Annotated in this window: 13 protein-coding genes; 6 read left to right on the top strand and 7 right to left on the bottom strand. The window is 49.3% G+C overall.

What is annotated here, in order from left to right:
* The first annotated feature begins 80 nt into the window (after window positions 1–80).
* Together rnk and uspG are read left to right on the top strand one after the other, a co-directional pair.
* Complete coding sequence (gene rnk, locus OGV98_RS16015) at window positions 81–491, top strand: nucleoside diphosphate kinase regulator (protein ID WP_003022104.1); 411 nt, start codon at window positions 81–83, stop codon at window positions 489–491.
* Window positions 492–674: 183 nt separating this feature from the next.
* The gene (gene uspG / locus OGV98_RS16010) at window positions 675–1103 is read left to right on the top strand and encodes a universal stress protein UspG (protein ID WP_003022101.1); all 429 of its coding nucleotides are present in this window, start codon (window positions 675–677) and stop codon (window positions 1101–1103) included.
* Window positions 1104–1172: 69 nt separating this feature from the next.
* Here uspG and OGV98_RS16005 read toward each other — a convergent pair whose 3' ends face one another.
* The 6 genes from OGV98_RS16005 to ahpC all read right to left on the bottom strand — a co-directional run bounded on the left by OGV98_RS16005 (window position 1173) and on the right by ahpC (window position 7822).
* Window positions 1173–1940 carry a dimethyl sulfoxide reductase anchor subunit family protein gene (locus tag OGV98_RS16005; RefSeq protein WP_016149771.1) on the bottom strand — a complete coding sequence of 256 codons (768 nt, stop codon included), beginning with the start codon at window positions 1938–1940 and terminating at the stop codon, window positions 1173–1175.
* Window positions 1940–2497: a 4Fe-4S dicluster domain-containing protein gene (locus OGV98_RS16000; protein ID WP_032948789.1), complete on the bottom strand. Its 558-nt coding sequence runs from the start codon at window positions 2495–2497 to the stop codon at window positions 1940–1942. The genes OGV98_RS16005 and OGV98_RS16000 overlap by 1 nt, the downstream gene beginning before the upstream one ends.
* Window positions 2494–4764, bottom strand: a complete 2271-nt coding sequence (locus OGV98_RS15995; protein WP_003835615.1) for a molybdopterin-dependent oxidoreductase — start codon at window positions 4762–4764, stop codon at window positions 2494–2496. Before OGV98_RS15995 ends, OGV98_RS16000 begins: the two co-directional genes overlap by 4 nt.
* Window positions 4761–5315 (bottom strand): TorD/DmsD family molecular chaperone, encoded by a 555-nt coding sequence (locus tag OGV98_RS15990; protein WP_044712727.1) that lies wholly within the window; start codon window positions 5313–5315, stop codon window positions 4761–4763. The genes OGV98_RS15995 and OGV98_RS15990 overlap by 4 nt, the downstream gene beginning before the upstream one ends.
* A gap of 223 nt (window positions 5316–5538) precedes the next feature.
* Window positions 5539–7104, bottom strand: a complete 1566-nt coding sequence (ahpF, locus tag OGV98_RS15985) for an alkyl hydroperoxide reductase subunit F (protein ID WP_003835619.1) — start codon at window positions 7102–7104, stop codon at window positions 5539–5541.
* Between the two features lie 154 nt (window positions 7105–7258).
* Window positions 7259–7822 carry an alkyl hydroperoxide reductase subunit C gene (ahpC, locus tag OGV98_RS15980; protein ID WP_002894394.1) on the bottom strand — a complete coding sequence of 188 codons (564 nt, stop codon included), beginning with the start codon at window positions 7820–7822 and terminating at the stop codon, window positions 7259–7261.
* 366 nt (window positions 7823–8188) lie between these two features.
* On the opposite strand from ahpC, the gene dsbG reads away from it, so the two are divergent.
* The 4 genes from dsbG (at window position 8189) to OGV98_RS15960 (ending at window position 12042) form a co-directional block, all read left to right on the top strand.
* Window positions 8189–8935 carry a thiol:disulfide interchange protein DsbG gene (gene dsbG, locus OGV98_RS15975; protein WP_016149767.1) on the top strand — a complete coding sequence of 249 codons (747 nt, stop codon included), beginning with the start codon at window positions 8189–8191 and terminating at the stop codon, window positions 8933–8935.
* Window positions 8936–9139: 204 nt separating this feature from the next.
* Complete coding sequence (gene citR / locus OGV98_RS15970) at window positions 9140–10045, top strand: DNA-binding transcriptional repressor CitR (RefSeq protein ID WP_032936897.1); 906 nt, start codon at window positions 9140–9142, stop codon at window positions 10043–10045.
* 171 nt (window positions 10046–10216) lie between these two features.
* Window positions 10217–11440, top strand: a complete 1224-nt coding sequence (locus OGV98_RS15965) for a phosphoadenosine phosphosulfate reductase (protein WP_202580691.1) — start codon at window positions 10217–10219, stop codon at window positions 11438–11440.
* Window positions 11425–12042: an IbrB-like domain-containing protein gene (locus tag OGV98_RS15960; RefSeq protein ID WP_106107871.1), complete on the top strand. Its 618-nt coding sequence runs from the start codon at window positions 11425–11427 to the stop codon at window positions 12040–12042. The genes OGV98_RS15965 and OGV98_RS15960 overlap by 16 nt, the downstream gene beginning before the upstream one ends.
* Here the strand turns inward: OGV98_RS15960 and OGV98_RS15955 are convergent, their stop codons facing one another.
* A complete protein-coding gene (locus OGV98_RS15955) occupies window positions 12043–13203 on the bottom strand; it encodes a pyridoxal phosphate-dependent aminotransferase (RefSeq protein ID WP_003835629.1) in 1161 nt (386 codons plus the stop codon). It lies immediately after the preceding gene.
* Window positions 13204–13328 lie beyond the last annotated feature (125 nt).

Raw genomic sequence — 13328 nt, 5'->3', positions numbered from 1 at the left:
CCCTTGCCGCCTGACGGTGAGGGTTTTCTTTTGGGATTATTTACCTGCGCACCCGCAGTATCGACGACATGGAGTAATAAATGTCCAGACCAACTATCATCATTAACGACCTCGATGCGGAACGCATTGACCGCCTGTTGGAGCAACCTGCGTTTGCTGGTTTACCGATTGCCGACGCCCTTAACGCCGAGCTGGATCGTGCCCAAATGTGTTCTCCAGAAACCATGCCGCACGATGTCGTGACCATGAACAGCCGCGTGAAATTCCGCAATCTGAGTGATGGCGAAGTCCGTGTGCGTACCCTGGTGTATCCGGCCACTATGACTGACAGCAGCACACAGCTTTCGGTAATGGCACCTGTCGGCGCTGCACTTTTGGGGCTGCGCGTTGGTGATACCATTCACTGGGAACTGCCAGGCGGGACCTCAACGCACCTCGAAGTTATTGAGCTTGAGTACCAGCCTGAAGCTGCAGGCGACTACCTGCGCTAACTCTGTCTTATCAAAGCCACTCGCTTTATCTTACAGGGGATGCATCCGCATCCTCTTTCCGGTTAGCTCTCCCTGCTCCTCGCTTTCTTTCATGTTCGCAAAACATAAATCTGTGTCGTGACTGACAGAATCATTTTTAATACTATGCTGTTATGTGTTCATGTAATGACAAGGAGAATGTTTATGTACAACACAATCATAATGCCTGTTGATGTATTCGAAATGGAACTGAGCGACAAGGCTATTCGCCATGCAGAATTTCTGGCCCAGGATAAAGGGGTTATCCATCTGCTGCATGTGCTGCCAGGCTCAGCGAGCCTAAGTCTGCATCGCTTTGCGGCCGATGTCCGTCGTTTTGAAGAGCATCTGCAACACGAAGCGGAAACCCGTCTGCAAACGATGGTCGGTCACTTCAGCATCGATCCTTCCCGTATTAAGCAACACGTCCGCTTTGGCAGCGTCCGTGACGTGGTCAACGAGTTGGGTGAAGAGTTGAATGCAGATGTCGTTGTCATTGGGTCGCGTAACCCATCAATCAGCACCCATCTGCTCGGCTCAAACGCTTCCAGCGTTGTCCGTCACGCGACTTTGCCAGTGCTGGTTGTTCGTTAACTGCCATTGATTCGCTAAAGAAAACCCCTGCCAGGTTAACGCCTGACAGGGGTTTTTATTACCTCACGATCAATACAAATGACCGATATTCACGATGGTGCTGATCGTATCGCCAAAGAACGTCAGACGACTCAGGAATATGCCAACAAACAGCAGGACAAAAATCGCTTTTGCGCGACGCTCTCCCTGACGGCTTAGCACAAAGGCCACCGCCAGACAGACCAGACTCGCCAGATAAAGCGGCGACGTCAGCCAGGCATGCGCCGTCATCTGCATGATAGTGCCGCCGCTTAGCCAGATAATGGGCGCGGCGATCATGACCGCCATACACACAACAATCCCCTGGCGCAATGCGGCAACGGCAGGTGCAAGGTTAAGCAGTGGAATCGCCGCACACCCCATCACCCACACCGTGATAAAGAACAACAGCATTGTCAGACCGTTGGCTATCGCCACCATTGCCGGGGCAGCATAGGTCATCCCCTGCACCGCCACCAGCGCGATACCGAGAACAGAGGCCAGAACAGCTGGCGCTTTGTGCCCTTTTGCCAAAAACGTCACCCCGACCGCCGCACCGTATAAGGTTGCGCCAAGAATTTCACGGCTCAGCCAGGCGTGCTGCAGGTTAATCAGGGCATCGTAGGCGCGATCCGGATGCGCAAGGTGCAGGATCGCTGCAACGGACGCCACCGCCAGAACCAGCCCACTTACCAGCCAGTACAGGCGTTTGCTTTCCAGTTTTCCTTGCAGCGTGCGTAGCGTCAGAATGAGCGTGATCCCAACCGACATCTGGCTCAATACGGTAAAAATAACCAGCGGAAGTTCATACTTTTCCATTACTTGCCCTCCGACTGCTTCGGCTGACGCGCAAGGATAAAACGCGTGCCAGGATTAAGCTGCGGCATACGCGGGAATCCCGGCGGATACTGTACGGCATTGTCAGGTATAGGATCGGCATCCAGATCGATAAGCGTCAGCGCACCTACCGGACAGGCATTCACGCAAGCCGGTTGCATACCAACATCAAGACGCTCGTAGCACATGCTGCATTTTTCCGCTTTCTTCGTCTCCTCATTAAAACGCGGCGCACCGTATGGGCAGTTGCGGATACAGTTTTTGCATCCAATACAGCGCTCCGGGTTATGCACCACGACACCATCTTCACGCTTGGTGTAGGCCTCTACCGGACACGCCGCCAGACAGGCCGGGTTTTCGCAGTGGTTACAGGCCAGCGAATAGAACGCCCGCTCTTCATGCGGATAAATTTCTTTATCCAGCGGGTAGACATAGCGCCAGAAACGTTCAGGTTCCAACTGGTTAAAACTCTTACACGCCATTGCACAGCCACGGCAGCCGATGCATTTATCGCTATTAACTAAAAACGCGCGTCTCATGCCGCTGCTCCTTTACTGATCAAAATGATGTCCGCAAACTGACTGTGGATAGCCGCACCTGGCGCACCGGTTTTCATCAACCCCATATCGGCTGGGGTATCCGCCACCACGTTTTGAACGTTGTATTTCCGTTTCGGGAACCACGCCTCGTACATCACCAGGAAATCTTCCGGAACGTTAGCGGTCACCTTCGCACGCAGTTCTACTTCACCTACGGTGTTAAACACTTTCACCAGGTCGTTTTCGGCAATGCCTCTTTTTTCTGCGGAAATCGGATGCATATAGACAAACGGCTCCGGATAGAAGACCTGCATCCAGTCAAGGTTGATAAATTGGGAATGGATACCGAACTGCACATGCGGTGTAAACAGGTGGAATGGCAGCGTGCTTTTCGCCTCCGGTTTGTATTCCGGCAGCGCCGTATGGCCATTTTTCTCACACAGCTCAGATCTGAACTCAAACTTTCCTGAGGGGGTTTTAAATTTGCGGTCATACCAGGCCGCAGAACTCGGCAAAATGGCTTTTTTCGGGCCATCCAGTAAGTCATCCCAGGAGGAGATGCCAAACATTTTGGCCATTCCGTCATTGAATTCCTGGTCCAGCCAACGCTTATGATTGAACTCCTGCGGGAATGTGCAAGAACCCGGCTCCAGCTTGTTGATTGTGCGGGAAAGTAAAACGGCGATTTCCAGATCGCATTTTGCCTCGTACATTGGCTTAATTGCAGGCTGGTTGATTGAGAGCCAGTAGTGCCAATATGAGGCGTCTACGTTCCACTCTTCAAAGGCCGTGGTGACAGGCAAAACGATATCGGCATGCTGGACGGTCTCGTTAAAGAACTGATCGGCACAGACCACCATTTCCAGTTTTTCGAATGCTTTTTCCATCTTGCTGCGATCAAAATCCTGAGCAAACGGGTTCTTACAGGCAACCCAAAGCATTCGGACAGGCGGCTCGTTGGCTTCCAGAATTCCCTTGGCGGTCTGGTTGATATTCAATGAGCGATCGGAATACTGTGCGACTTCCCCCGCAGAACCAAACTCGCTGGTAGTTCCCGCTGCACCTGGCATACCGATGGAGCCTACCGGTGGCTTCTGCAGCATGGCATTGTAGTTAAAGCCCCAGGTATGCAGGTGGCCGTAGCGAGCGCCACCGCCTTCAATGCCAATATTGCCGGTCATTGCCACAAAGGCATCGATCGCCCGTACGTTAGCGCCGCCGTTAACATGACGCTGCATGCCGTAGCCAATCCACACGGTAGCAGGGTTAACCGCGGTAAATTCTTCCGCCAACTGGCGAATAACATCCGCCGACAGCCCGCAAATCTCAGACGCCCACTCTACGGTAACGCTGTTGCGCAGATAGGCTTCGAATTCCGGGTAACCATGGGAATAGTTGTTGACGAAATCCTGGTCCACCAGACCTTTATCCACCAAATGACGTGCCATACCCAGCGCCAGCGCACCATCAGAACCAGGACGAACGCGTAAATAGAGATCGGCTTTCGCAGCGGTCTGGGTTAACAGCGGATCGATAACGACCACTTTCGCCCCTTTCTCCCGCGCCTGGTAGATATACTTCATGGTGTGCATAGAGCACCAGGCCGGGTTAGCGCCCCAGATAATGATGTATTTTGCTTTCACAAAATCTTCCGGGTCGTTACACCACATATCACCCATATCGTAGTTCTGGGCATCGATACCGGCTGGCCAGCAAGGTGTTCCGGCAAAACGCGTGGTGTAACCCAGCGAAGACATCATCCCTTCAACCGCATAGTTCAATACCCCAAATTTGCCGGAATATTTGGTCATCGCCAGACCCAGCATTGAACCGTCTTTCTTTTTAATCTCCAGCATCTTGGTCGCAATGCGTTGCATTGCTTCGTCCCAGGAAATACGACGCCAGTTCCCACTGCCGCGAACATCCTGAACCATCGGATATTTAATGCGGTCCGGGCTGTATACCCGACGCGGGTAGCTCAGTCCCTTCACACACGGAGTTCCATGCGTAAACGTTGACTCAGGCGCCCCCTCCACAAAGGTGATGACATCATCCTTCACCCAGGTTTTCAGGCTACAAGTGTCATAGCAGTTACGCGGACAGGCGTTACGATAGATTTTGTAGGTTTTGGGGTTAAATGGAATGGGCGGTTGCGCCAATGCACAGCGTGAAGTCAGCAATCCCCCTGGCAGGGCTGCGACCGTGCCAAGGGCAATCAACCCTTTCAAAAATGAACGTCTGTTCAGAACTCCCGGTTCATTACTCATATTGATACTCTCGTTTTTAATTCATCAAGCCAAGAAGACAATCTTCCAGCTACGTTTTTCAACGTGGCGGTTTGTGCATTTATATTTATTTTTTCTATATACTCGGGCACCCACACCGCGACATACTCAGATGCATATCGAGTAAGGGTCACCTGGTATTCTGACGATGCTCTGGCATTAGCTGATAATAAAACCGCCAATTCCAATACACAGGAAATATGATCATCCGGAATATTATTCACGACACTTATAGATAACCCTATATTTGCCATGAATTCCCGAATGCTAAGGGTTGATTTACCCATTACAAGGGCATCTTCTTCAAGATAAACCGAGGCAAACGGCGCGGCCTTTAGCTTCTGCGGTCCGACAAACAGCGCATTGAAGTCGTACTCCGCTTCCAGCCACTCCTGCTCTGTTAGCGCCGAGGCATTTGTATCTAAAGCTGAATAAGCCGCTTTCAGCGTGCAACTATCGTGAGAGATAAAAAAATCACGTAACAATAACCCTGTCGATTCAAAGATCGTCAGGGTTTCATATACTTCACCCATGAATTAACCAACCATTTATTCACACAACAAATGAAAAAATAACGCAGGTTAATATAATAAAGATAACGCCCTCTCTTTCTTTGATGAAAATAATGATCAGGCTAATTAAGTGAATGTTTTATACGGTTTATTGTTTCAAGAATTGACAATGTGAGTATATGGAAATAAAAAACCGCCAGCGGATGACTGGCGGTTTTGGCATTGCAGGTGAGTCTTACTCTTTTTATGCTACTGTCGTGCGAATCAGATAATCAAACGAACTCAACGAGGCCTTCGCGCCTTCACCGGTCGCGATGATAATCTGCTTATACGGTACGGTGGTGCAGTCACCGGCAGCGAAAACACCTTTCACGCTGGTTTCGCACTTGGCATCGATGATGATTTCACCCATGCGATTACGTTCAACGGCGCCTTCCAGCCAGTTGGTGTTCGGCAGCAGACCAATCTGTACAAAGATACCGGCCAGTTCCACATTGTGAACATCCCCGCTCACGCGGTCACGATACTCCAGGCCAGTGACCTTGCTGCCATCGCCTTTCACTTCTGTCGTTTGCGCGTTCAGAATGATGTCGACATTTTTCAGGCTGCGAAGCTTATTCTGCAGCACCTGGTCTGCCTTCATTTCAGGAGCAAACTCCAGCAGCGTCACATGTTCAACAATACCTGCCAGGTCGATAGCCGCTTCAACGCCGGAGTTACCGCCGCCAATTACCGCAACACGCTTACCTTTAAACAGCGGACCATCACAGTGCGGGCAATAGGTTACACCTTTGGTGCGATACTGATCTTCACCCGGAACGTTCATGTTGCGCCATTTCGCGCCGGTGGCGATGATAATGCTACGTGCTTTCAGCACCGCGCCGGAGGCTGTTTCAATCTGATGCAAACCGCCTTCCTGCGCTGCCGGGATCAGTTTGCTTGCGCTCTGGCTGTCGATCACATCGACATCATAATCATCAACGTGTGCTTTCAGCGCACCTGCCAGTTTCTGACCTTCAGTTTTCGGTACTGAGATGTAGTTTTCAATATCAACGGTATCAAGTACCTGACCGCCAAAACGTTCGCCCATCAGACCGGTGCGAATGCCTTTACGTGCAGAGTACACCGCTGCCGCCGCCCCCGCAGGACCAGAACCGACAATCAACACGTCATAAGCATCGCGCTTATTCAGTTCTTCAGCCGCACGTTTTTCTGCGCCGGTATCTACTTTCGCCACGATCTCAGTCAGCGTCATACGACCCTGGCCGAACTCTTTGCCGTTCATAAACACCGCCGGTACGCCCATCACGTTACGATCGGTGATTTCGTTCTGGAATGTACCGCCGTCAATCGCCGTATGTTTGATACGTGGGTTCAGTACCGACATCAGGTTCAACGCCTGCACCACGTCCGGGCAGTTGTGGCAGGAGAGCGAATAATAGGTTTCAAATTCAAAATCACCGTCGAGATCGCGGATCTGCTCCAGCAACGCCTGCGCCTCTTTTGACGGGTGACCGCCGGTCCACAGCAGAGCCAGCACCAGAGAGGTAAACTCATGACCCAGCGGAGAACCGGCAAAACGCGGTCCCTGGTGAGAACCGGGATTGGTAATCAGGAACGATGGCTTACGCACCGCCAGAGTATTGTCTTCTTTAAAGGTGACTTTTTCTGACAGTTCAGCAATTTCAGTCAGCAGTTCCTTGATTTCTGCCGATTTAGCGCTGTCATCCAGCGTAGCAATCAGCTCAACAGGTTTGGTCAGTTTCTCAAGATAAGCCCTGAGCTGGGTTTTCATATTTGTGTCGAGCATTCTTCTTCCCTCTCTGAAAACATCATCATGCAAGCCGATTTTGCGGGACTGCATTAATGCAACTTGCGTCATGGTGCTGGAATAAAACAGGCGCAGATTTGCGCCTGTGGAATGCCGGATGCACTACGTTTATCCGGCCTACAAATTATGCGACTTAAATCTTACCAACCAGATCCAGAGATGGAGCTAAGGTTGCTTCACCTTCTTTCCATTTTGCCGGGCAAACTTCACCTGGGTGAGAAGCGACATACTGTGCTGCTTTAATTTTACGCAGCAGGTCAGATGCATCACGGCCGATACCTTCAGCAGTAACTTCGATTGCCTGGATGATACCCTGCGGGTCAACAACGAAGGTTGCGCGGTCAGCCAGACCTTCATCTTCACGCATGTTGTCGAAGTTACGGGTCAGGGCGCCAGTCGGGTCGCCGATCATCGCGTATTTGATTTTCGCGATGGTCTCAGAGCTGCTGTGCCATGCTTTGTGGGTGAAGTGGGTATCAGTAGATACGGAATACACATCTACGCCCAGTTTCTGCAGTTCTTCGTAATGGTCTGCAACGTCACCCAGTTCGGTCGGGCATACGAAAGTAAAGTCAGCCGGGTAGAAGAAGAAGACGCTCCAGCGACCTTCGGTATCTTTCTCGGTTACTTCGATGAACTCACCGTTTTTGAACGCCTGGTTTTTGAAAGGTTTAATTTTGGTATTAATCAAAGACATCTGTACTTCCTCCGTGTTTTCGTTGAGAGATAAGTTAACGAAAATCTCTTAGCAGGGCTAATGCGTTTCCTTTATCAAATCAATAAGCGTTAACTAACAACTTACTCAATCGAACCTAAAAGACAAAAGTAAAAAAGGCCCCCTATGCAGGGAGCCTCATTACCCGAGCTACCCGCAGGTAACGTCAGTGCCAGCAGGGCTGGCTATGTGTTGCGCTCTACACTACCTTAACAAAGGTCGTAACAGCGATTGGGATTACATCACCCAACTCAAGAAAGGGCAATCGATGGACCGTCGATCTTACCTATGGCTGCGATAGGTTTTGCAATTAAGCCCCCTTTCCTGCTGATTTTATAAGGAAAATCAATGTTTAAACGTACCTTACTTTTAACCCTGCTCCCTGCCGTGGTGCATGCCGAAGAACTGCCTGCTCCCGTTAAAGCTATTGAGAAACAGGGTATTACCATCCTGAAGCCTTTCGATGCTCCGGGTGGAATGAAAGGCTATCTGGGAAAATACCAGGACATGGGGGTCACTATCTATGTCACGCCTGACGGTAAACATGCCATCTCAGGCTACATGTATAATGAAAAAGGCGAAAACCTCAGTAATTCGCTCATAGAAAAAGAGATCTATGCCCCTGCCGGACGTGAAATGTGGCAGCGAATGGAAAAAGCGTCGTGGATTCTGGACGGGAAAAAAGAGGCACCGGTTATTGTGTACGTGTTTGCCGATCCCTTCTGTCCCTATTGTAAACAGTTCTGGCAGCAGGCGCGTCCGTGGGTAGAATCCGGTAAAGTTCAGTTGCGTACATTATTGGTTGGCGTAATTAAACCTGAAAGTCCGGCCACCGCCGCTGCAATTCTGGCAACCAAAGATCCGGCCAAAACCTGGCATGACTATGAGGCATCCGGTGGGAAAATGAAGCTGGAAATCCCGGCTTCGGTCCCAGCGGAGCAAATGAAGTTACTGAATATCAACCAAAAGTTGATGGATGATTTGGGGGCCAACGTAACGCCGGCTATCTATTACATGAGTAAAGACGATACGTTACAACAGGAAGTAGGCTTACCGGATAAAGAAAAATTAAACATTATCATGGGAAATAAATAAAAGTAACAAGATGAGTGATTGTTATCGTTCTCATATCAATCACTCATTTAAATTAACTTTCCTGCTGAAAATTACGCAACTTGTGCTATTTTAGCTAAAGTTAATTATTCATTAAGCACACAAACATAAATTTCAAGAATAATTACCATTTAAACTATTCCACAATTGAATTTCTCACTACATTACCATCACAGGAAAGTACGCATGGCTAACCTCTATGACCTCAAAAAGTTCGATCTCAACCTGTTGATTATATTTGAATGCATATATCAACATTTGAGCATCAGCAAGGCTGCAGAAACGCTGTACATCACGCCATCAGCTGTAAGTCAGTCATTGCAACGACTGCGTACGCAGTTTAACGACCCTTTATTTATTCGCTCCGGCAAAGGTATTACGCCCACGGTGACGGGTATTAATCTTCATCATCATCTTGAGCAAAACCTTAATCAACTGGAGCAAACAATAAGCATCATGCATGGTGCCCAGCTGAAAAATAAATTCATTATTTACAGCCCACAACTTACAACCACCGTAAATGTGACGACATTAATTCATGCTCTGGTACAAGATTCAGATATTGAAGTCGAACATCACGATATCTTAATGTCGGCAGAAACTGCTGAAAACATACTGGCTTACCGCAAGGCCGACATGGTGGTTACGATGATGCCGGTCCATAACCGTTCCGTCGTTTGCATCCCTTTTAAGACTATCGAGAGTGTTTTGATTTGCAGAAAAGACCATCCCAGAATGAATGACTCAAGCACCCTGCAACAAATTATGCAAGAGCAATTCACCTTCTTACTCACCGAAGAGAAAGGTATTAAAGAATGTCAATCACAAGCCAATACTTTTTTTGTTAATCGTAAGATTGGATTTAGTAGCGATTCTCTGACATCAATCGTTAATATTATTTCCAGCACGGATATTATTGGTCTGATTCCTAAATTAATGTACGATCACTATGCGACTGCACTTAATCTCAAAGAGATTAGTGTTGACTTTAATCTACCCAGCGTCCAGCTATTTTTAATGTATAACAGGGCGTCGCTTAACAACAAAGCATTCGCTGCATATATAAATCAAATCTCCTCAGAAGGTCTGTAAATCGTATTGCAATTTCTCATCAGTACATTTAATTCATTTTCAGAATGTAACAAGGCAACACATATAAATTAAATATATATTTAAATATTGCATACTATATAAATTGGCATATCGTAATAATGTGCATCTCTTATTAATACAAACAATAAAAATCTCTGATATGGTCTTGATATGTCTGTTTATAAAATACCATTGAATCAAAACGTTCTCGAAGCCGCACAGGATCGTATCGCCTGGACGCTTGAGGCTCTGCCACGCATTTGCGTTTCTTTCTCTGGAGGTAAAGATTCGGGGCTGATGTTACATCTAACCGCCGCCATTGCCCGCCAGTTACAGAAAAAAATAAACGTCTTGTTTATCGACTGGGAGGCGCAGTTTTCCTGCACTATCGATTATATCCAGGCGCTGCGCGAGAATTATTCCGATGTCATCGAAAATTTCTATTGGGTGGCATTACCGCTGACGACGCAGAATTCACTGTCACAATTTCAACCCGAATGGCAGTGTTGGGAGCCGGGTACGCAATGGGTTCGCCAGCCGCCCGCAGATGCCATAACCGATCCTGAATATTTCTCCTTCTATCAACCCGGCATGACCTTTGAACAATTTGTTCGTGAGTTCGCTGACTGGTTTTCGCAGAAACGACCGGCTGCCATGATGGTGGGCATCCGCGCCGATGAGTCATATAACCGCTTTGTTGCCATTGCCAACTCGCAAAAGCAGCGTTTTGCCGATGACAAGCCGTGGACGACTGCAGCACCTGGTGGACACACCTGGTATATTTACCCGCTGTATGACTGGAAAACAGCCGACATCTGGACGTGGTTTGCGAAGTCAAAATTACCGTGTAACCCCCTGTATAATCTGATGTACCAGGCCGGGGTCCCGACACGATATATGCGCATTTGCGAACCCTTTGGCCCGGAACAGCGTCAGGGATTATGGCTATATCATGTCATTGAACCCGAGCGCTGGGCGGCTATGTGCGCCCGTGTCAGCGGTGTTAAAAGCGGGGGTATTTATGCCGGTCATGACAACCATTTTTACGGTCATCGGAAAATACTTAAACCAGAGCATTTAAGCTGGCAGGAATATGCCATGCTGCTATTGAACAGCATGCCGGAGACTACAGCAGAGCATTACCGCAATAAAATCGCCGTCTATTTGCAGTGGTATAAGAAAAAAGGCATGGATAATATCCCGCAAACCCAGGAAGGCGATATTGGTTCGAAAGATATTCCTTCATGGCGACGTATCTGCAAAGTCCTGTTGAATAATGATTACTGGTGTCGGGCACTTTCATTCAGTCCAACGAAACCCAAAAACTACCAACGCTATAACGAACGTATGAAAACAAAACGCCAGGAATGGGGAATCTTATGCAACACCGACTAACTCACGAACTCCTCGGCTTTCTTTCTGGCCTGTCAGAAGAAGAACGAATTGAAGCCATCAATGAATTCAGGCGGGCGATACACAGCGTCAGTCCCTTTCGCGAGGAACCCGTAGATTGCGTACTTTGGGTTAAAAATGATCACATTTCACCCAATGACTACAACCCCAATAACGTTGCGCCACCGGAGAAAAAGCTGCTGCTGAAGTCCCTTGAAGCAGACGGGTTTACACAGCCCATTGTGGTGGTTCACTCAACGGCAGAGGAATACGAAATTGTCGACGGTTTCCACCGCCACGAGTTAGGTAAAGCCAAAGCCTCACTGAGGCCCAGGCTTAAAGGATACCTGCCGGTTGCCTGTTTAGAACGAGAACGCCAAGAGCGTATGGCGGCGACCATTCGCCACAACCGCGCCCGTGGGCGTCATCAAATCCACGCCATGTCCGAGATTGTCCGCGAGCTATCGCAACTGGGATGGAGTGAAGAAAGAATTAGCAAGGATCTCGGCATGGACAACGACGAGGTGTTACGCCTGAAGCAAATCAACGGTCTGCAAGAGTTGTTCGCCGACCGTCGATTCTCCAAAGCCTGGACGGTGAAATAGCTACAGCGACACCAGACGTTCAGCTGCTGTTAACAGCGTCGATTCTTGCTTGGCAAAACAGAGACGAATCAGTTTATGCGGGAAAGGATCGGCGCAAAACACCGACAGCGGTATCGCCGCAACGCCCACTTCAGTGGTCAGCCACTGGCAAAATTCCACGTCGTTAAGCGTGGAAACGGCGCTGTAATCGACCAGCAGAAAATACGTGCCTTCACACGGCAGAATTTCCAGTCGGCTGTCACGCAGCGCGTTCACCAACACGTCGCGTTTTTTCTGATAAAACGCAGGCAGCTCGCGATAGTGTGCAGGATCTTCTCGTAGCATATCCGCCAGTGCCAACTGAGCCGGCGTGTTGACAGAAAACGTCAGATACTGGTGTACCTTGCGTAACTCAGCGCTAATGGCTGCTGGCGCAACGCAGTAGCCAATCTTCCAGCCGGTCATATGGTAGGTCTTACCAAACGATGAAACAGCAACAGCGCGTTCCCGCAGCTCTGAATGTGCCAGCACACTGGCATGCCCTTGCCTGGCGAAACAGATATGCTCATAAACTTCGTCGCTGATGACAAAGATCTCGCGTTCTTTAATTGCTTGCCACAGCGCGTCAAAATCGGCCTGATGCCACACGGTGGCAGAAGGATTATGTGGCGTGTTCAGGATAACCAATCGGGTACGGTCGCTGAGTAAGGCACTAAAAGCCTGCCAGTCGACGCGAAAAGACGGTGGTTGCAGCGCGATACGTTTAACCACCCCGCCGGATAATTCAACCGCAGGCGCATAGCTGTCGTAGCTCGGGTCAAAACAAATCACCTCATCACCTGGGCGCACCAGCGCAGTGATCGCGGCATACAGCGCTTCTGTGGCTCCCGCCGTGATGGTCACTTCACTATTCGCGTCGGGTTTGTAGCCGTACAGGTCTGCCGTTTTATCCGCGATGGCTTCGCGCAGCGGCTGCACGCCCGTCATCGGTGCATACTGGTTTGCACCGTGCGCGACGTGATACGCCAGACGCTCCTGCAAAAAGAGCGGACCGTCAAAATCAGGAAATCCCTGCGAGAGATTAATGGCCTGATGCTGCTGCGCCAGCGCACTCATTTGCGTGAAGATAGTAGTGCCCAGGTTAGGCAGTTTGCTTTGCGGAATCAGCGGGTTATTACTCATTATTGTTATCCCAGCGTGTGATGTTGTGGTTGAAGCCACTATAACACGATGCTAGTATTTGGCAATCAAGACGTTCAGACGTCTATATAAAAATAACCTGCCTGGACAGGACAGCCAAAGGACAA

The organism is Citrobacter sp. Cf136, assembly GCF_030333815.1.
GTDB lineage: Bacteria > Pseudomonadota > Gammaproteobacteria > Enterobacterales > Enterobacteriaceae > Citrobacter > Citrobacter freundii.
Note: the sequence above shows the minus strand (reverse complement) of the source record. Positions and strands in the feature narration are given on the sequence as shown.

Bases quoted from the DNA above. Each gene is read 5' to 3' on its own strand.
- citR (WP_032936897.1), top strand. From the start codon at position 9,140: ATGGCTAACCTCTATGACCTCAAAAAGTTCGATCTCAACCTGTTGATT.
- OGV98_RS15955 (WP_003835629.1), bottom strand. From the start codon at position 13,203: ATGAGTAATAACCCGCTGATTCCGCAAAGCAAACTGCCTAACCTGGGC.
- OGV98_RS16000 (WP_032948789.1), bottom strand. From the start codon at position 2,497: ATGAGACGCGCGTTTTTAGTTAATAGCGATAAATGCATCGGCTGCCGT.
- uspG (WP_003022101.1), top strand. From the start codon at position 675: ATGTACAACACAATCATAATGCCTGTTGATGTATTCGAAATGGAACTG.
- OGV98_RS15990 (WP_044712727.1), bottom strand. From the start codon at position 5,315: ATGGGTGAAGTATATGAAACCCTGACGATCTTTGAATCGACAGGGTTA.
- OGV98_RS15995 (WP_003835615.1), bottom strand. From the start codon at position 4,764: ATGAGTAATGAACCGGGAGTTCTGAACAGACGTTCATTTTTGAAAGGG.
- OGV98_RS15960 (WP_106107871.1), top strand. From the start codon at position 11,425: ATGCAACACCGACTAACTCACGAACTCCTCGGCTTTCTTTCTGGCCTG.
- OGV98_RS15965 (WP_202580691.1), top strand. From the start codon at position 10,217: ATGTCTGTTTATAAAATACCATTGAATCAAAACGTTCTCGAAGCCGCA.
- ahpC (WP_002894394.1), bottom strand. From the start codon at position 7,822: ATGTCTTTGATTAATACCAAAATTAAACCTTTCAAAAACCAGGCGTTC.
- OGV98_RS16005 (WP_016149771.1), bottom strand. From the start codon at position 1,940: ATGGAAAAGTATGAACTTCCGCTGGTTATTTTTACCGTATTGAGCCAG.
- rnk (WP_003022104.1), top strand. From the start codon at position 81: ATGTCCAGACCAACTATCATCATTAACGACCTCGATGCGGAACGCATT.
- ahpF (WP_003835619.1), bottom strand. From the start codon at position 7,104: ATGCTCGACACAAATATGAAAACCCAGCTCAGGGCTTATCTTGAGAAA.
- dsbG (WP_016149767.1), top strand. From the start codon at position 8,189: ATGTTTAAACGTACCTTACTTTTAACCCTGCTCCCTGCCGTGGTGCAT.